Source organism: Caulobacter sp. SRI_008 (genome assembly GCF_057586355.1).
The window spans coordinates 1-16,425 of record NZ_JBYCZS010000042.1 but is presented as its reverse complement, the minus strand read 5'-3'; the positions used below and the strand labels follow the sequence as shown (position 1 = coordinate 16,425).

Sequence of the window (16,425 nt, the reverse complement as noted above, 5' to 3'; positions counted from 1 at the left end):
CGCCCCGCTCAAGATCAAAAATCCGGGCGCAAGCTCCTCCCAGACGCCGAAGACGGCGCGACGGAGGAAACCATGACCAAGCCCGAGTTCATCGACTCGCTGTCCCGCCCGCCGTTCAAGGCGCGCTACGACAATTTCATCGGCGGCCAGTGGGTCGCGCCGGCCGACGGCCGCTATTTCGACAACGCCTCGCCGATCACCGGCCGCAAGGTCTGCGAGATCGCCCGCTCGCAAGCCGAAGACATCGAGCGCGCCCTCGACGCCGCCCACGCCGCCAAGGACGCCTGGGGAAGAACGAGCGCCGCCGACCGCTCGCGTGTTCTGCTGCGTATCGCCGATCGCATGGAGGAGAACCTCCAGACCCTGGCCACGGCCGAGACCTGGGACAACGGCAAGCCGATCCGCGAGACCATGGCCGCCGACCTGCCGCTGGCCATCGACCACTTCCGCTATTTCGCCGGCTGCCTGCGCAGCCAGGAAGGCTCGATCTCCGAGATCGACCACGACACCATCGCCTACCACTTCCACGAGCCGCTGGGCGTGGTCGGCCAGATCATTCCGTGGAACTTCCCGCTGCTGATGGCCTGCTGGAAGCTGGCCCCGGCCATCGCCGCCGGCAACTGCGTGGTGCTGAAGCCCGCCGAGCAGACGCCGGCCTCGATCATGGTGCTGTTCGAGCTGATCGGCGACCTGCTGCCGCCCGGCGTGGTCAATGTCGTCAACGGCTTCGGCCTCGAGGCCGGCAAGCCGCTGGCGTCCAGCCCGCGCATCGCCAAGATCGCCTTCACCGGCGAGACCAGCACGGGCCGGCTGATCATGCAGTACGCCAGCCAGAACCTGATCCCGGTGACGCTGGAACTGGGCGGCAAGTCGCCCAACATCTTCTTCGCCGACGTGACGGCCGAGGACGACGATTATCTCGACAAGGCCCTGGAGGGCTTTGCGATGTTCGCCCTCAATCAGGGCGAGGTCTGCACCTGCCCCAGCCGCGCCTTGGTGCAGAAGTCGATCTACGACCGGTTCATGGAGAAGGCGCTGAAGCGCGTGCAGGCGGTGGTGCAGGGCAATCCGCTGGATCCCTCGACCATGATCGGCGCCCAGGCCTCCGAGGAACAGCTGAAGAAGATCCTCGGCTACATGGACATCGGCCGCGACGAAGGCGCCAAGCTCCTGACCGGCGGCTCGCGCACCGTGCTGCCGGGCCAGCTGGCCGACGGCTTCTATGTCGAGCCGACGGTGTTCGAGGGCCACAACAAGATGCGGATCTTCCAGGAGGAGATCTTCGGTCCCGTCCTGGCGGTGACCACCTTCGAGACCGAGGAAGAGGCGCTGGAGATCGCCAACGACACCGCCTTCGGCCTGGGGGCCGGGGTGTGGACCCGCGACGGCTCGCGCGCCTACCGCTTCGGGCGCGGCATCCAGGCCGGCCGGGTGTGGACCAACTGCTACCACGCCTATCCGGCCCACGCGGCCTTCGGCGGCTACAAGCAGTCGGGCGTGGGCCGCGAGACCCACAAGATGATGCTCGACCACTACCAGCAGACCAAGAACCTGCTGGTCAGCTACAGCGCCAAGGCGCTGGGCTTCTTCTAGGGTGCAGCCACCTAGCTCCCGTCATTCCCGCCCTTGTGGCGGGAACCCCTGGTTCAGCCCGCAAGGGCGGAGCAAGCGGCGCGCTCAGGGCGCCGCCCCTTCTGCATCTGCGGCGGATAGAGGGTTTCCCGCCACGAGGGCGGGAATGACGGGCTGATAGGGTGGGCGCTAGCGGCTCCAAAACCAACAAAACGAACAAGACCCGAATTCTGCCGCACGAAACAGAATTGGTCTGCTTGCGCAGGGGGCGGCGCTTCGCATACTCCCGCTCGCAAGACGACGACTGACGCAGCGGCAACATCGCTGGCGACGACAAGATCGACTGTAGAGACCTTAGGGAGACGCGTGGTGAGCGACGGACAGCTGTTTCCGGTGCCGGAAGACTGGGCGGGCAAGGCCCATATCGACGCCGCCGCCTACGAGGCCGCCGTGGCCCGGGTCGAGAGCGATCCCGAAGGCTACTGGCGCGATCTCGCCGCCCGCCTCGACTGGATCAAGGCCCCCACCAAGATCAAGGACGTCTCCTACGCCAAGGACGACTTCCGCATCCGCTGGTACGAGGACGGGGTGCTGAACGTCAGCGCCAACTGCCTCGACCGCCACCTGCCGCACCGCAAGGACGACGTCGCCCTGATCTTCGAGGGCGACGAGCCGGGCGTCTCCGACAAGATCACCTACGGCCAGCTGCACGACGACGTCTGCCGCATGGCCAATGTGCTGAAGGACCTGGGCGCCAAGAAGGGCGACCGGATCACCATCTACCTGCCGATGGTGCCCGTCGCGGCCGTGGCCATGCTGGCCTGCGCCCGCATCGGCGCCATCCACTCCGTCGTGTTCGGCGGCTTCTCGCCCGACAGCATCGCCGGCCGCATCCAGGACTGCGACTCCCGCCTGGTGATCACCGCCGACCAGGGCCGCCGCGGCGGCAAGAAGGTGCCGCTGAAGGCCAATATCGACGAGGCGCTCGAGCAGTGCCCGCAGGTCGAGAAGGTGCTGCTGGTCCGCTGGACCGGCGCCGAGGTTCCGATCGTCGAGGGCCGCGACGTGGTCTGGAACGACGTCCGTGACGCCGCCTCGAACGTCTGCGAACCCGAGCCGATGAACGCCGAGGACCCGCTGTTCATCCTCTACACCTCCGGCTCGACGGGTAAGCCCAAGGGCGTGCTGCACACCACCGGCGGCTACCTGGCCTGGGCCAGCTGGACCTTCGAGTCCGTCTTCGACTATCGCCCGGGCGAGGTGTTCTGGTGCACGGCCGACGTCGGCTGGGTCACCGGCCACTCTTACGTCGTCTACGGCCCGCTGGCCAATGGCGGGACCAGCCTGATCTTCGAGGGCGTGCCAAACTACCCGACCCCGTCGCGGTTCTGGGACGTGGTCGACAAGCACAAGGTCGAGATCTTCTACACCGCCCCCACCGCCCTGCGCGCCCTGATGCGCGAAGGCGACGAGCATGTGACCAAGAACGACCTGTCGTCCCTGCGCCTGCTGGGCAGCGTCGGCGAGCCGATCAATCCCGAGGCCTGGCTCTGGTACCATCGCGTGGTCGGCAAGGATCGCCTGCCGATCGTCGACACCTGGTGGCAGACCGAGACCGGCGGCATTCTCGTCTCGCCGCTGCCGGGCGCCACGGCCCTGAAGCCGGGCTCGGCCACCAAGCCGCTGCCGGGCGTCAAGCTGCAGCTCGTGGACGCCGAGGGGCATGTGCTGGACGGCGCGACCGAGGGCAACCTCGTGATCACCGACAGCTGGCCGGGCCAGATGCGCACGGTCTATGGCGACCACCAGCGCTTCTTCGAGACCTATTTCTCGACCTATCCCGGCAAGTACTTCACCGGCGACGGCTGCAAGCGCGACGCCGACGGCTACTACTGGATCACCGGCCGGGTGGACGACGTCATCAACGTCTCGGGCCACCGCCTGGGCACCGCCGAGATCGAGAGCGCTCTCGTGGCCCACGAAGCCGTCGCCGAGGCGGCGGTGGTCGGCTACCCGCACGACATCAAGGGCCAGGGCGTCTACGCCTACGTCACCCTGAAGGCCGACGCGACGCCCACCGAGGAACTGCGCAAGCAGCTCGTCCTCTGGGTCCGCCACGAGATCGGCCCCTTCGCCGCCCCCGACGTCCTGCAATGGGCGCCGGGCCTGCCCAAGACCCGCTCGGGCAAGATCATGCGCCGCATCCTGCGCAAGATCGCCGAGAACGCGGTGGACGCCCTGGGCGACACCTCGACCCTGGCCGATCCGTCGGTGGTGGATGATCTGGTGCGCAACAGGGCGGGGGCGAAGGCGGCTTAACGCCCACCGCGCTCGTCATCCCGGGCGAAGGGCCGCGTAGCGGACCGTAGACCCGGGACCCAGGGGCCGGCGCAATGCGGTTGCCTCCGCGAAGGGGCTGTCTGGATGCCGCGCCCAGTCCCCTGGGTCCCGGCTCTGCGCTGCGCTCCGGCCGGGATGACGACGGGAGGTGAGCGACTTGTCCACAAGCCCCTTCCAACCTATAGTCAAAACGCCGCTGCCTTGGCGGCGTTTGGCGTTGATCCCCATGGCCCCGGTCGTGAAAATCCAGGAACTGTTTGGCGGCGAGGCGGTCACCGGCCCCCTCGCCACGGAGTTCGACGTCGTCCGTCTGGTCCGCAAGGGCTTGTCGGTCGCCGCGGTCGATTGCTTCCTGGCGGTTACGCATCAGCCGTTCTCGGCCATCGAGCCCTATGTGATGCCGCGGCGGACCTTCAATCGCCGCCGCGACGCCGACCAGCTGCTCGACCCCGCCGAGTCCGACCGCATGGTGCGGATCGCCCGGCTGGTGGCCGCCGCCGAGGACACCCTGGGCGACCAGGAGCGCGCCTGGCGCTGGCTGGAGCGGCCTAACCGCGCGCTGGAGGGCCAGGCCCCGCTGTCGCTGGCCGACACCGACCTGGGCGCGCGCAACGTCGAACGGCTGCTCGGCCAGATCGCCCACGGCCTGGCGGCTTGATCGTCCACCGCATCGCCAAGGCCGCACACGTCGGCCTGGACGGGGAGGGGGCTCGGCTCTACGGCGGCCGTTGGAACTCGCCCGGACGGCCGATGCTCTACACCGCCGCCAGTCCTAGCCTGGCCGTTCTGGAGGTGCTGGTCCATCTCGACCTGCCGCCCGACCTGCTGCCGTTGGACTATCGCCTTCTCTCCATCGAGGTCCCGGACGACGCGCCGAGGCTTGAACTCGACGCGGTTCCGCAAGACAGCGTTGCGGCCGGCGACGCGTTCCTCTTGGCCGGCCAGGCGCTGTGCCTGCGCGTGCCCAGCCAGGTCGTGCCGCAGGAGATCAACACGCTACTCAATCCGCGCCATCCGGCCTTCGTCGGCGTTCGGGTCGTGCGCGACGAGCCGTTCCGGTTCGATCCTCGGCTGTTCTGAGGCGACCGCGACCCCCACGCCCTAGCCTCATCCCCCGCCAGGGTTTATAGCCCGGCCATGTTTGAAGGCCTCTCCCCCCTCGCCCGCGAAGCCCGCTCCTGGCCGTTCGAGCAGGCGCGCGCCACCATCGCCCGCGTCCTGCGCGTGCGTCTTCCCGACCGCGCCGACCAGGAGGCCGCCAAGGCCCTGATCGACGCCGGCAAGACCGATGAGGCGGTGAAAGCCTATCCGGCGCTGGCCAAGGCGGTGATCTTCGAGACCGGCTACGGCCCGTCCGGCCTGCCGCACCTGGGCACCTTCGGTGAAGTCGCGCGCACGACCATGGTGCGCCAGGCCTTCCGTGCGCTCGTCGACGACGCCATCCCCACGCGCCTGATCGCCTTCAGCGACGACATGGACGGCCTGCGCAAGGTGCCGGACAACATCGAGAACAAGCAGCCGCTGATCGAGGATCTGGGCAAGCCGCTGACCGTCGTCCGCGACCCCTTCGGCACCCACGACAGCTTCGGCGCCCACAACAACGCCCGCCTGCGCGCCTTCCTCGACGGCTTCGGCTTCGAGTACGAGTTCGTGTCCTCGACCGAGTGCTACAAGGGCGGCCTGTTCGACGAGACCCTGCTGACGGCCCTGGCCCGCTTCGACGCCATCCAGAAGGTCATGCTGCCGACGCTCGGCGAAGAGCGCCGCGCCACCTATTCGCCGTTCCTGCCGATCAGCCCGTCGACCGGCAAGGTGCTGCAGGTCCCGACCCTGGAGCGCAACGTCGAGAAGGGCACGATCGTCTTCGAGGACGAGGACGGCAGCAAGGTCGAGGTCCCGGTCACCGGCGGCCACGTGAAGATGCAGTGGAAGCCCGACTGGGCCATGCGCTGGACCGCCCTGGGCGTCGACTACGAGATGAGCGGCAAGGACCTGATCGACTCGGTCAAGGCCTCGGGCGCGATCTGCAAGGCGCTGGGCGGGGTTCCCCCGGAAGGCTTCAACTACGAGCTCTTCCTGGACGAGAACAACCAGAAGATCTCCAAGTCCAAGGGCAACGGCCTGTCGATGGAGGACTGGCTGCGCTACGGCGCGCCGGAGAGCCTGTCGTACTACATGTTCCAGAGCCCGAAGTCGGCCAAGAAGCTCTATTTCGACGTCATCCCCAAGGCGACGGACGAGTACCTGCAGCAGCTGGACGCGTTCGGCCGCCAGGAGCCGGCCAAGCAGCTCGACAACCCGGTCTGGCACATCCATTCGGGCAAGCCGCCGCAGCAGAGCTCGCCGGTGTCGTTCAGCTTGATGCTGAACCTGGTGTCGGCCGCCGACGCCTCGACCAAGGAGATCCTCTGGGGCTTCCTGTCGCGCTACATCCCGGGCGCTTCGGCCGAAAGCCAGCCGCTGCTCGACCGTCTGGCCGGCTACGCGATCAACTATTACGAGGACTTCGTGAAGCCCACGAAGACCTTCCGCGCCCCGACCGACGTCGAGCGTGCGGCGATCCTCGACCTGCTGGCCAAGCTGAAGGCCATGCCGGCCGGGACCCAGGACGCCGAGCTGATCCAGAACGAAGTGTTCGAGGTCGGCAAGACCCACGGCTTCGACCCGCTGCGCGCCTGGTTCCAGGCCCTGTACGAAGTGCTGCTGGGCCAGAGCCAGGGCCCGCGCTTCGGCTCCTTCGCGGCGATCTTCGGCGTGGATCGCACGATCGCCCTGATCGAAGAGAAGCTCTCCTGATCCTTCTCCCCTTGCGGGAGAAGGTGTCGCCGTAGGCGACGGATGAGGGGTCTCTCAGAAGTAAAACGCCGCGACAGCTGAACAGCCGTCGCGGCGTTTCTGTACGTGCGACCCCTCACCCGACCTCCTTCGGAGGCCACCCTCTCCCGCAAGGGGAGAGGGAACAGAGTGCGACACCGTGCCTCGTTTGATGAACGCTTTCTGAATTTCGAATTAAGGGTTTGTGCGAACTTCGGAGTCTAGGCTGGAACCATCAGAACCAGGAATAGTCCGATGGCTTCCTTCACGCTTCGCCCGCACGACCGTTCGGAATTCGACTCCCTGATCGGCGGCATCGCTTCGCAGTTTCCCGGCGCTCGCATCGAGGCCGCGCACAACGACACCTGGCAGTCCTACCGGGTCGACGTGTCGTGCGAGGATCCCCGCGCCACGGCCCTTCGCGACTGGCTCAACGGCCACCATGCCGCCTGCCCGCGCACCTGATCCGCCTCTAGCGGGTCAGGCTACTGGCTGACCCACTGGATGCAGGCCGCCCAGGCCACGCTCATGCGGTCGAGCACCCGGTCGTCGCCGTCGCGCAGCACCGAAGTCAGTTCGATCGTCCGGGCAGTCAGGCGGCCCATCTCGCGGATCAGCACCTCGCCCTGCGTGGTCATCACCACCACCCGGTCGCCCCGTCGCGGTTCGGCCGTCGGCGAGACCAGCAGCCGGTCGCCGTCGCGATAGACCGGCGCCAGGGCGTCGCCCTCGATCTCCAGGGCGAACAGGCCCTCTTCCCGCGGCCCCGGCAGCTCCACCTCTTCCCAGCCCGACCCGCGCGGCGCCCCCGCCTCGTCGAACATGCCCGGCGCGCCGGCCCGCGTGAGGCCGATCAGCGGCACGCCCGCCCGGCGACCCGGCGCTGCGGTCTCGGTCAGGGCGGCGAATTCAGAAAACCCCACCCCCGTGGCTTCCAGCACCTTGGCCAGGCTCTCGGTCGAGGGCCAGCGCGGCCGCGTGTCGGCGTCGCCGCGTTTCGAACGGTTGAAGGCGGTGGGATCCAGGCCCGCCAGCTTGGCCATGGCCGAAGGGCTCATGTCGAAGCGTTTGGCCAGGGCGTCGATCGCCGTCCACAGTTCGGCGTGCGAGAGCATCGGATCGTCCCCGAGTCCTGATGACGCCGAGCCGCGGGCGTCCCGAGGAAATTATGCCCAGGGCTTAGGAATGTAAACCTAGCGACAATGGTCAAGGTTGACGTTTACGTAAGCGTTGACGTTCCGCAGGGTCCGGCGTAGCGTGAACGCCGATAACCAACGACCCGGCCGGGAAGGCCGGCCGCACCCTGGGAGGGTAACGATGGTGGCTGATCTTCGACGTCCCGAGCGCACGTTCTCGATCCGTCAGCTCTGCAACGAGTTCAAGGCCACGCCCCGGGCGCTGCGCTTCTACGAGGACAAGGGCCTGCTGACGCCGGCCCGCGAAGGCCTCAACCGCGTCTATTCCCACAAGGACCGCGTCCGCCTGCAGCTGATCCTGCGCGGCAAGCGCGTGGGCCTGTCGCTGTCGGAAATCCGCGAGCTGCTGGACCTCTACGACGAGAACGACGACGGCGCGGCCCAGATGGCCCGGTCGCTGAAGAAGTTCCGTGAGCGCGCCGCCGCCCTGGAGCAGCAGCGCGAGGACATCGACGGCGCCCTGATCGAGCTGCGCGAGGCCTGCGATCGCCTGGAGAAGCGCCTGGCCGAGATCCGTCCGGACCTGCTGCCGCGCTCGGCCGACTACGAGCAGCTGCTGCGCGCCCGCCTCGACGGCCACGCCGACATGGCCCTCGGTAAGTAAGGTTGGGCAAGTAACCAGCCAAGACCATCCCTTCCGCGCCCGCTTTCGCCAAGACCGGCGGAACGGGCGGGTTTCCCTTCGCCTTTCTCCCCGATCCCGATCAGTCAGGACCGCTTAAATGACCTATCAGCCGCCCGTCCGCGACCACATGTTCCTCCTGCGTGACGTGCTCAACATCGAGCAGTACGGCAATCTGCCGGCCTTCGCCGACGCCTCGATCGACGTCGTCGAGCAGATCGTCGAGGGCGCGGCCCAGTTCACCGGCGAAGTCCTGGCCCCGCTGAACAGCGTCGGCGACAAGACCGGCTGCAAGCTCGATCCGGTCACCAACACCGTCACCACCCCGCCGGGCTTCAAGGAAGCCTACAAGGCCCTGTGCGAAGGCGGCTGGACCGGCCTCGGTTCGGACCCGACCTACGGCGGCCAGGGCCTGCCGCACGTCGTGAACCTGTCGTTCTCGGAAATGTCGAGCTCGGCCAACATGGCCTTCTCGATGTATCCGGGCCTGGCGCACGGCGCCTATTCGGCCATCCACACAGGCGGCACCGACGAGCAGAAGCAGACCTACCTGCCCAAGATGATCACGGGCGAGTGGACCGGCACCATGAACCTGACCGAGCCGCACTGCGGCACGGACCTGGGTCTGCTGCGCACCAAGGCCGTTCCCAACGGCGACGGCAGCTACAAGATCACCGGCCAGAAGATCTGGATCTCGGCCGGCGAGCACGACATGTCGGACAACATCGTCCACTTGGTGCTGGCCCGCATTGAGGGCGCCCCGGCTGGCGTGAAGGGCATCAGCCTGTTCATCGTGCCGAAGTTCTTCCCGAACGCCGACGGCTCGGTCGGCGCGCGCAACGAGGGCGCCAAGTGCGTGGGCCTCGAAGAGAAGATGGGCATCCACGGCAACGCCACCTGCGTCATGCAGTACGACGACGCCGAGGGCTATCTGATCGGTGAAGAGAACAGCGGCCTGAAGCTGATGTTCGTGATGATGAACGAGGCCCGCCTGGGCGTCGGCCTGCAGGGCGTCGCCCAGGCCGAAGCGGCCAACCAGGCCGCCGTCGCCTTCGCCAAGGACCGCCTGCAAGGCCGCTCGCTGACGGGCCCGAAGAACGCCGAAGGCCCGGCCGACCCGATCATCGTCCACCCGGACGTGCGTCGCCTGCTGCTGGAGAACAAGGCCATCATCGAAGGCGGCCGCGCCTTCCTGTTCTGGACCGCCCTGCACGGCGACCTGGCCCACAGCCACCCCGATGAGGCCGTGCGCACCAAGGCCGACGACTACATGGGCCTGCTGACGCCGGTCCTGAAGGGCTACCTGACCGACCGCGGCTTCCAGGTCTGCTCGAACGCGGTGCAGGTGCACGGCGGCTCGGGCTTCACCGAGCACTTCCCGGTCAGCCAGTACCTGCGCGACTGCCGCATCGCCCTGATCTACGAAGGCACCAACGGCGTGCAGGCCCTCGACCTGGTCGGCCGCAAGCTGGCGGCCAAGGGCGGCCGCGGCGTGATGACCTTCTTCCAGGAGATCGACCAGTTCGTCGGCGAGAACGACGGCGACGCCGACCTGAAGCCCTTCGTTGACGCCCTGGCGGCGACCAAGGCCCAGCTGCAGGACGGCACCATGTGGCTGATGCAGAACGGCCTGCAGAACCCCGACAACGCCGGCGCGGCCTCGACCGACTACATGCACCTCTTCGGCCTGACGGGCCTGGCCTACATGTGGGTGCTGATGGTCAAGGCGGCCAACGCCAAGATCGCCGAAGGCTCCACCGACCCGTTCTTCACGACCAAGGTCGCCACGGCGCGTTATTTCATCGAGCGGGTCTTGCCTGACGCTGCGGCGCATCTGGCCAAACTGAAGACCGGCTCGGCGACCCTGATGGCGCTGCCCGCGGAGGCCTTCTGATCATGAGCGTGCTCGACGTCGCCAAACCCGCCTTCATGGCCGAAGAAGACATCACGATCTTCGAGGACGCGGTGGGCAAGTTCTTCGACGAGCACGCCCCTGAATCCGTCGTCGCGACCTGGCGCAAGAACCACTGCGTCGATCGCGCGATGTGGAACAAGGCGGGGGAGGCCGGTCTGCTCGGCCTCTCCACGCCCGAGGAATACGGCGGCTCCGGCGGCGACTATCGCCACGAGGTCGTGCTGATGGAACAGCTGGGCAAGAAGGGCGTCGACGGCTTCGGCGCCAGCCTGCACAACGCCATCGTCATGCCGTACATCACCCATTACGGCACCGAGGAGCAGAAGCGCCGCTGGCTGCCGCGCCTGTCGACCGGCGAGCTGGTCGGCGCGATCGCCATGACCGAGCCGGGCGCGGGTTCCGACCTGCAGGGCATCAAGACCAGCGCCAAGAAGGACGGCAACCAGTACGTCCTCAACGGCTCCAAGACCTTCATCACTAACGGTCAGACGGCCAATCTGATCATCGTGGTCGCCAAGACCGATCCGGCCGGCGGCGCCCGCGGCACCAGCCTGCTGGTGGTCGAGACCGACGGCGCGGAAGGCTTCGAGCGCGGCCGCAACCTCGACAAGCTGGGCCACGAGGCCCAGGACACGTCCGAGCTGTTCTTCAACGACGTGAAGATCCCGACCGAGAACCTCTTGGGCACGGACGAGGGCCAGGGCTTCTTCCAGCTGATGGCCCAGCTGCCGCAGGAGCGGCTGAACATCGCCGTCCAGGGCATGGCCACCATCGAGCGGGCGCTCGAGCTGACCATCGCCTACGTCAAGGAGCGCCAGGCGTTCGGCAAGCCGATCCTGGCCTTCCAGAACACCCAGTTCGTGCTGGCCGAGTGCAAGACGGAAGGCACCGTCGCCAAGGTGTTCGTCAACCACTGCATCGAGCGCCACCTGAAGGGCGATCTCGACGCCTCGACGGCCTCGATGGCCAAGTACTGGGTGACGGACCTGGAGAACAAGATCGTCGACCGCTGCCTGCAGCTGTTCGGCGGCTACGGCTTCATGAACGAGTACCCGATCGCCCGGATGTACAAGGACAGCCGCGTCCAGCGCATCTACGGCGGCACCAACGAGATCATGAAACTGCTGATCGCGAGGACGCTCTGATGTTGTTCGCCGACGCTCCGCCTCCGCCCGCTCAGGATACGGCCCGCGCGGCCGTGGTCTGCGTGCGCGCCGAGGGCCGCCGCCCGCTGCAGTTCTCCGGCAAGCTGGAGGGCAAGCGCCCGCAGCCCGGCGCCTTCGACCTGCCACTGAAGCCTGGCGTCGAGCAGTGCAACAACCTGCTGCGCTCCAAGATCGCGACCTGGACCCTGACCGTGAACACGCCGGGCTTCACGCCCTGCCGCCTGCCCACGCCGGAGTTCGGTCAGCGGGTGGTCTATTCGGCCAAGGCCGGCGCGCGCGGCCTGTCCTGCGCCCCGATCCACAAGTCGCCGATCGGCGCCTGGAAGAAGTGATGTCGACCCACGTCGCCATCATCGACTGGAAGCTGGAGGCCGGGGCGGATTTCCCCAAGGGCCGCTACAGCCGCGCCCATACCCTGTCGTTCGACGGCGGCGTGACGGCGCTTGGCTCGGCTTCGCCGTCGGTGGTGCCGCTGCCCTGGTCGGACCCGGCGGGCGTCGATCCCGAGGAGATGTTCGTGGCGGCGCTGTCGTCCTGCCACATGCTGACCTTCCTCGATCTGGCCCGTCGCGCCGGCTTCTTCATCAGCGCCTATCGCGACGAGGCCGAGGGGACGATGACCAAGAACGAGCATGGCGCTCACTGGGTCAGCCATGTCGCCCTTCGTCCCGACATCGTCTTCGAGGGCGACGCGCCCGACGAAGCCAAGCTGGCGGCCCTGCACGAGGCCGCCCACCACGCGTGTTTCATCGCCAACTCGGTGCGGACGGACGTCCGCGTCGAGCCGGCGGTCAAAGAATCCCCTTTGGGGCTAACGATTTAAAAGATCGCAGGAAGGAGCCATTCAATGGCCGACGCTTACATCTTCGACGCCGTGCGCACCCCGCGCGGCAAGGGCAAGAAGGACGGCTCTCTGCATGAGATCACCGCCCTGTCCCTCGCCAGCCAGGTCCTGGAAGCCATCCGCGACCGCAACGGCCTGGACACCTCCAAGGTCGACGACGTCGTCCTGGGCTGCGTCGCCCCGGTCGGCGAGCAGGGTTCGGACATCGCCCGCACCGCCGTCCTGACCGCCGACTACGCCGAGAGCGTCGCCGGCGTGCAGATCAACCGCTTCTGCGCCTCGGGCCTGGAAGCCGTGAACATGGCCGCGGCCAAGGTCATCTCGGGTGAAGCCGACCTGACCATCGGCGGCGGCGTCGAGAGCATGAGCCGCGTGCCGATGGGCAGCGACGGCGGCGCCTGGCCGACCGACCCGTCGTCGGCCTTCAAGACCTACTTCATGCCGCAGGGCGTGTCGGCCGACCTGATCGCCACCCTCTACGGCTTCAGCCGCGACGACGTCGACGCCTACGCCGTCGAGAGCCAGCGCCGCGCCGCCCAGTCGTGGACCGAGGGCCGCTTCTCCAAGTCGGTCGTGCCGGTGAAGGACCAACTGGGCCTCAACATCCTGAGCCACGACGAGACCGTCCGCGCCTCGACCACCATGCAGACCCTGGCCTCGCTGAACGCCTCGTTCACCGGCATGGGCGAGATGGCCTTCGACGCGGTCGCCACCCAGCGCTACCCGCAGGTCGAGCGCATGACCCACGTGCACCACGCGGGCAACAGCTCGGGCATCGTCGACGGCGCCGCCGGCGTGCTGATCGGCACCAAGGAAATGGGCGACGCGCTCGGCCTCAAGGCCCGCGCCCGCATCAAGGGCATGGCCTCGATCGGTTCGGAGCCGTCGATCATGCTGACCGGCCCGTCGCTGGTCACCGAGAAGCTGCTCAAGAAGCTCAAGATGGAAGTCGCCGACATCGACCTCTACGAGCTGAACGAAGCCTTCGCGGCCGTCGTCCTGCGCATGATGCAGGCGCTGGACATCCCGCACGAGAAGATGAACGTCAACGGCGGCGCCATCGCCATGGGCCACCCGCTGGGCGCCACCGGCGCGATGATCCTGGGCACCATGGTCGACGAGCTGGAACGCTCCGACAAGGAAACCGCCCTGATCACCCTGTGCGTCGGCGCCGGCATGGGCACCGCCACGGTCATCGAACGCGTCTGATCCTAATGTCGTAGCCCCTCATCCTCCCACGCCGCGATGCGGCGCGGGCCCCTCCTTCTCCCTCTGGGAGAAGGGCGAGCAAGGGTCCACCTCTCCCATGGGGAGAGGGAGGGGCCCGGCCCGAAGGGACGGGAGGGTGAGGGGGTACGGCCTCAAAATCTGAGGAACTGAACATGGAAAACTTCAAGATCGAGGTCGACGGCGACGGCATCGCCCTGGTCACCTTCGACGTCCCCGGCCGTTCGATGAACACCCTGACCGCTTCGGTGATCAAGGAAGTCGGCGAGCTGGTCGAGCGCATCAAGACCGACGCCGAGATCAAGGGCGTCGTCATCACCTCGGGCAAGACCACCGGCTTCTGCGCCGGCGCGGACCTGGGTGAACTGGGCGGCAACGGCGGCCTGGGCGGTGGCGACCTGCAAGCCGCGTTCGACGCCGGCTTCGCGCTGAACAAGGCCTTCCGCGGCCTGGAAACCAGCGGCAAGCCGGTGGCCGCGGCCATCAACGGCCTGGCGCTCGGCGGCGGCCTGGAATTCGTCCTGGCCACCCACTACCGCGTGGTCGCCGACCTGCCGAAGCTGCAGCTGGGCCTGCCGGAAGCCAAGGTCGGCCTGCTGCCGGGCGGCGGCGGCACCCAGCGCCTGACGCGCCTGATGGGCGTCATGGCCGCCGCGCCGTACCTGCTCGAAGGCAAGTCGATGAAGCCGGCCGAGGCGCTCGGCGCCAAGGTCGTGCACGAAGTCGTGCCGGCCGGCACGGAAGTCGAAGCCGCCAAGACCTGGATCAAGACCAAGGGCGATCCGGTCGCTCCCTGGGACAAGAAGGAATTCAAGATCCCCGGCGGCGGCCCCTACACCCCGACCGGCGCCCAGGTGTTCATCATGGGCAACGCCATGCTGCGCAAGAACACCTACGGCAACTACCCGGCCCAGCAGAACATCATGAAGGCCGTCTATGAGGGCCTGCAGGTTCCGTTCGACGCGGCCATCCGCATCGAGACCCGCTACTTCCTCAAGACCCTGATGACCCCGCAGGCCAAGGGCATGATCCGCACCCTGTTCCTGTCGCTTCAGGAGCTGGGCAAGGGTTCGGGCCGTCCGGCCGGCGTGCCCTACTATGACGTCAAGAAGGTCGCCGTGCTCGGCGCCGGCATGATGGGCGCGGGCATCGCCTACGTCCAAGCCATGGCCGGCATCGAGACCGTGCTGATCGATCAGACGCAGGAAGCCGCCGACAAGGGCAAGGGCTACGCCGAAGGCCTGGTCAAGAAGGCCGTCTCGCGCGGCAAGCTGACGGCCGAGAAGGGCGAGGCCATCCTGGCCCTCATCCATCCGACGTCGGACTACGCCAACGTCAAGGGTTCGGACCTGGTCGTCGAGGCCGTGTTCGAGAACCGCGACGTCAAGGCCGCCGTCACCAAGCTGGCCGAGGCTGAACTGGCCGACACCGCCGTGTTCGGTTCCAACACCTCGACCCTGCCGATCACCGGCCTGGCCGAAGCCTCGATCCGTCCGGAAAGCTTCATCGGCATCCACTTCTTCTCGCCGGTCGACAAGATGGGCCTGGTCGAGATCATCCTCGGCGAGAAGACCGACCAGGCGACCATCGCCAAGTCGATCGACTACGTCCTGAAGATCAAGAAGACCCCGATCGTCGTCAACGACAGCCGCGGCTTCTACACGTCGCGCTGCTTCGGCACCTTCGTGCAGGAAGGCATGGAGCTGCTCAGCGACGGCATCGCGCCTGCGATCATCGACAATGTCGGTCGCGCCACCGGCATGCCGCGCGGCCCGCTGGAAATGCACGACGACGTCGCGCTGGACCTGTCGCACAAGATCGCCGTCCAGACGAAGAAGGACCTCGGCGACAAGTACGAGGAGCGTCCGTTCACCGCGATCATCGCCAAGATGGTCGAGGATCTGGGCCGCTACGGCCGCAAGAACGGCAAGGGCTTCTACGACTATCCGGAAAAGGGTCCCAAGACCCTGTGGCCGGGCCTTTCTGAGCTGGTTGAAGTCAAAACCACCGAAGCCGACAAGGCGCTGATCGAGCAGATCCGCACCCGCCTGCTGTATCGCCAGGCCGTCGAGGCCGCGCGCTGCTTCGAGGAAGGCGTGATCACCGATCCGCGTGAAGCCGACGTCGGCGCCATCCTGGGCTGGGGCTTCGCGCCCTGGACCGGCGGCCCGGTCAGCTTCATCGACGGCATCGGCGTGGCCAAGTTCGTCGAGACCCTCGACCAGCTGACCGCGTCCTACGGCGCGCGCTTCGCCCCGCCGGCCCTGCTGCGCGAGATGGCCGCCAAGGGCGAGACCTTCTACAGCCGCTTCGGCGTCAAGGAGAAGGCGGCCGCCTGAGGTCGCTTTCGCCTGCAAGGTGAAATGAGGAGGCCCGGCGGCGACGCCGGGCCTTTTCTTTTCGCCGCCGCATCATTGCCGACATCCTCGCGCCCCATGGGCTCTGTAACGGGAACGCCTCGCGCCTGTTGCGCGGAGGTAAGGATTCGGGATGGCCGGTAGGCGATCGACAGCTCGCCGCAGAAGGCCTTTCGCCCTCGCCCTGATCGCGGTGAGCGGCCTGCACGTGCTGCTGGGCGTGGCCCTGGTCAGCGGGATCAAGATCATGCCGCCGCCGGTCGAGCCCCAGAGCCTGATCGTCGATCTGGTCGACGCCGCCCCGCCGCCGCTGGCGCATCTGCGGCTCCCGGACGCCGCGCCCGCGCCGCAGGCCTCCGCCGCCGCGCCTCC

15 protein-coding genes and 1 pseudogene are annotated in these 16,425 nt (G+C 67.5%); 14 read left to right on the top strand and 2 right to left on the bottom strand.

Annotated elements, in window-relative coordinates; translation table 11 throughout:
• Positions 1-72 precede the first annotated feature (72 nt).
• Together adh and acs are read left to right on the top strand one after the other, a co-directional pair.
• Complete coding sequence (gene adh / locus AC2YHT_RS24810) at positions 73-1,593, top strand: aldehyde dehydrogenase (RefSeq protein ID WP_487292480.1); 1,521 nt, start codon at positions 73-75, stop codon at positions 1,591-1,593.
• A 345-nt stretch (positions 1,594-1,938) separates the two neighbouring features.
• Positions 1,939-3,891: an acetate--CoA ligase gene (gene acs / locus AC2YHT_RS24805; RefSeq protein WP_487292479.1), complete on the top strand. Its 1,953-nt coding sequence runs from the start codon at positions 1,939-1,941 to the stop codon at positions 3,889-3,891.
• Between the two features lie 15 nt (positions 3,892-3,906).
• On the opposite strand, the gene AC2YHT_RS24800 is transcribed toward acs, so the two are convergent.
• The gene (locus AC2YHT_RS24800; protein ID WP_487292498.1) at positions 3,907-4,077 is read right to left on the bottom strand and encodes a hypothetical protein; all 171 of its coding nucleotides are present in this window, start codon (positions 4,075-4,077) and stop codon (positions 3,907-3,909) included.
• A gap of 61 nt (positions 4,078-4,138) precedes the next feature.
• Between AC2YHT_RS24800 and parS the strand changes: the two genes are divergently transcribed.
• The 4 genes from parS to AC2YHT_RS24780 all read left to right on the top strand — a co-directional run bounded on the left by parS (position 4,139) and on the right by AC2YHT_RS24780 (position 7,191).
• On the top strand, positions 4,139-4,570 hold the full coding sequence (gene parS / locus AC2YHT_RS24795; RefSeq protein ID WP_487292478.1) for a type II RES/Xre toxin-antitoxin system antitoxin: 432 nt from the start codon (positions 4,139-4,141) through the stop codon (positions 4,568-4,570).
• A complete protein-coding gene (locus tag AC2YHT_RS24790; RefSeq protein WP_487292477.1) occupies positions 4,567-4,992 on the top strand; it encodes an RES family NAD+ phosphorylase in 426 nt (141 codons plus the stop codon). The genes parS and AC2YHT_RS24790 overlap by 4 nt, the downstream gene beginning before the upstream one ends.
• A 57-nt stretch (positions 4,993-5,049) precedes the next feature.
• Positions 5,050-6,708 carry a lysine--tRNA ligase gene (locus tag AC2YHT_RS24785; protein ID WP_487292476.1) on the top strand — a complete coding sequence of 553 codons (1,659 nt, stop codon included), beginning with the start codon at positions 5,050-5,052 and terminating at the stop codon, positions 6,706-6,708.
• A 273-nt stretch (positions 6,709-6,981) separates the two neighbouring features.
• Positions 6,982-7,191, top strand: a complete 210-nt coding sequence (locus AC2YHT_RS24780) for a hypothetical protein (RefSeq protein WP_110119483.1) — start codon at positions 6,982-6,984, stop codon at positions 7,189-7,191.
• A gap of 20 nt (positions 7,192-7,211) precedes the next feature.
• On the opposite strand, the gene AC2YHT_RS24775 is transcribed toward AC2YHT_RS24780, so the two are convergent.
• Positions 7,212-7,841 carry a S24 family peptidase gene (locus tag AC2YHT_RS24775; protein WP_487292475.1) on the bottom strand — a complete coding sequence of 210 codons (630 nt, stop codon included), beginning with the start codon at positions 7,839-7,841 and terminating at the stop codon, positions 7,212-7,214.
• 205 nt (positions 7,842-8,046) lie between these two features.
• Between AC2YHT_RS24775 and AC2YHT_RS24770 the strand changes: the two genes are divergently transcribed.
• The 8 genes and pseudogenes from AC2YHT_RS24770 to AC2YHT_RS24735 all read left to right on the top strand — a co-directional run.
• Complete coding sequence (locus AC2YHT_RS24770) at positions 8,047-8,526, top strand: MerR family transcriptional regulator (RefSeq protein ID WP_110119494.1); 480 nt, start codon at positions 8,047-8,049, stop codon at positions 8,524-8,526.
• Between the two features lie 118 nt (positions 8,527-8,644).
• Positions 8,645-10,438 carry an acyl-CoA dehydrogenase C-terminal domain-containing protein gene (locus AC2YHT_RS24765; protein WP_487292474.1) on the top strand — a complete coding sequence of 598 codons (1,794 nt, stop codon included), beginning with the start codon at positions 8,645-8,647 and terminating at the stop codon, positions 10,436-10,438.
• A 2-nt stretch (positions 10,439-10,440) separates the two neighbouring features.
• Positions 10,441-11,604, top strand: coding sequence for an acyl-CoA dehydrogenase family protein (locus tag AC2YHT_RS24760; RefSeq protein WP_110119480.1), 1,164 nt, complete (start codon positions 10,441-10,443; stop codon positions 11,602-11,604).
• Complete coding sequence (locus AC2YHT_RS24755) at positions 11,604-11,957, top strand: hypothetical protein (RefSeq protein ID WP_487292473.1); 354 nt, start codon at positions 11,604-11,606, stop codon at positions 11,955-11,957. The genes AC2YHT_RS24760 and AC2YHT_RS24755 overlap by 1 nt, the downstream gene beginning before the upstream one ends.
• A complete protein-coding gene (locus AC2YHT_RS24750) occupies positions 11,957-12,448 on the top strand; it encodes an OsmC family protein (protein ID WP_487292472.1) in 492 nt (163 codons plus the stop codon). Before AC2YHT_RS24755 ends, AC2YHT_RS24750 begins: the two co-directional genes overlap by 1 nt.
• A 24-nt stretch (positions 12,449-12,472) precedes the next feature.
• Positions 12,473-13,678 carry an acetyl-CoA C-acetyltransferase gene (locus AC2YHT_RS24745; protein WP_487292471.1) on the top strand — a complete coding sequence of 402 codons (1,206 nt, stop codon included), beginning with the start codon at positions 12,473-12,475 and terminating at the stop codon, positions 13,676-13,678.
• A gap of 173 nt (positions 13,679-13,851) precedes the next feature.
• Positions 13,852-16,035 (top strand): 3-hydroxyacyl-CoA dehydrogenase NAD-binding domain-containing protein, encoded by a 2,184-nt coding sequence (locus tag AC2YHT_RS24740; RefSeq protein ID WP_487292470.1) that lies wholly within the window; start codon positions 13,852-13,854, stop codon positions 16,033-16,035.
• A 151-nt stretch (positions 16,036-16,186) separates the two neighbouring features.
• Positions 16,187-16,425: pseudogene (locus AC2YHT_RS24735) on the top strand (hypothetical protein); the annotation flags it as partial.

Excerpts from the sequence above, each read along its gene's own strand:
- adh (WP_487292480.1), top strand. The coding sequence starts at position 73 with ATGACCAAGCCCGAGTTCATCGACTCGCTGTCCCGCCCGCCGTTCAAG.
- parS (WP_487292478.1), top strand. The coding sequence starts at position 4,139 with ATGGCCCCGGTCGTGAAAATCCAGGAACTGTTTGGCGGCGAGGCGGTC.
- AC2YHT_RS24785 (WP_487292476.1), top strand. The coding sequence starts at position 5,050 with ATGTTTGAAGGCCTCTCCCCCCTCGCCCGCGAAGCCCGCTCCTGGCCG.
- AC2YHT_RS24740 (WP_487292470.1), top strand. The coding sequence starts at position 13,852 with ATGGAAAACTTCAAGATCGAGGTCGACGGCGACGGCATCGCCCTGGTC.
- AC2YHT_RS24775 (WP_487292475.1), bottom strand. The coding sequence starts at position 7,841 with ATGCTCTCGCACGCCGAACTGTGGACGGCGATCGACGCCCTGGCCAAA.
- AC2YHT_RS24745 (WP_487292471.1), top strand. The coding sequence starts at position 12,473 with ATGGCCGACGCTTACATCTTCGACGCCGTGCGCACCCCGCGCGGCAAG.
- AC2YHT_RS24760 (WP_110119480.1), top strand. The coding sequence starts at position 10,441 with ATGAGCGTGCTCGACGTCGCCAAACCCGCCTTCATGGCCGAAGAAGAC.
- AC2YHT_RS24765 (WP_487292474.1), top strand. The coding sequence starts at position 8,645 with ATGACCTATCAGCCGCCCGTCCGCGACCACATGTTCCTCCTGCGTGAC.
- AC2YHT_RS24750 (WP_487292472.1), top strand. The coding sequence starts at position 11,957 with ATGTCGACCCACGTCGCCATCATCGACTGGAAGCTGGAGGCCGGGGCG.
- AC2YHT_RS24780 (WP_110119483.1), top strand. The coding sequence starts at position 6,982 with ATGGCTTCCTTCACGCTTCGCCCGCACGACCGTTCGGAATTCGACTCC.
- AC2YHT_RS24755 (WP_487292473.1), top strand. The coding sequence starts at position 11,604 with ATGTTGTTCGCCGACGCTCCGCCTCCGCCCGCTCAGGATACGGCCCGC.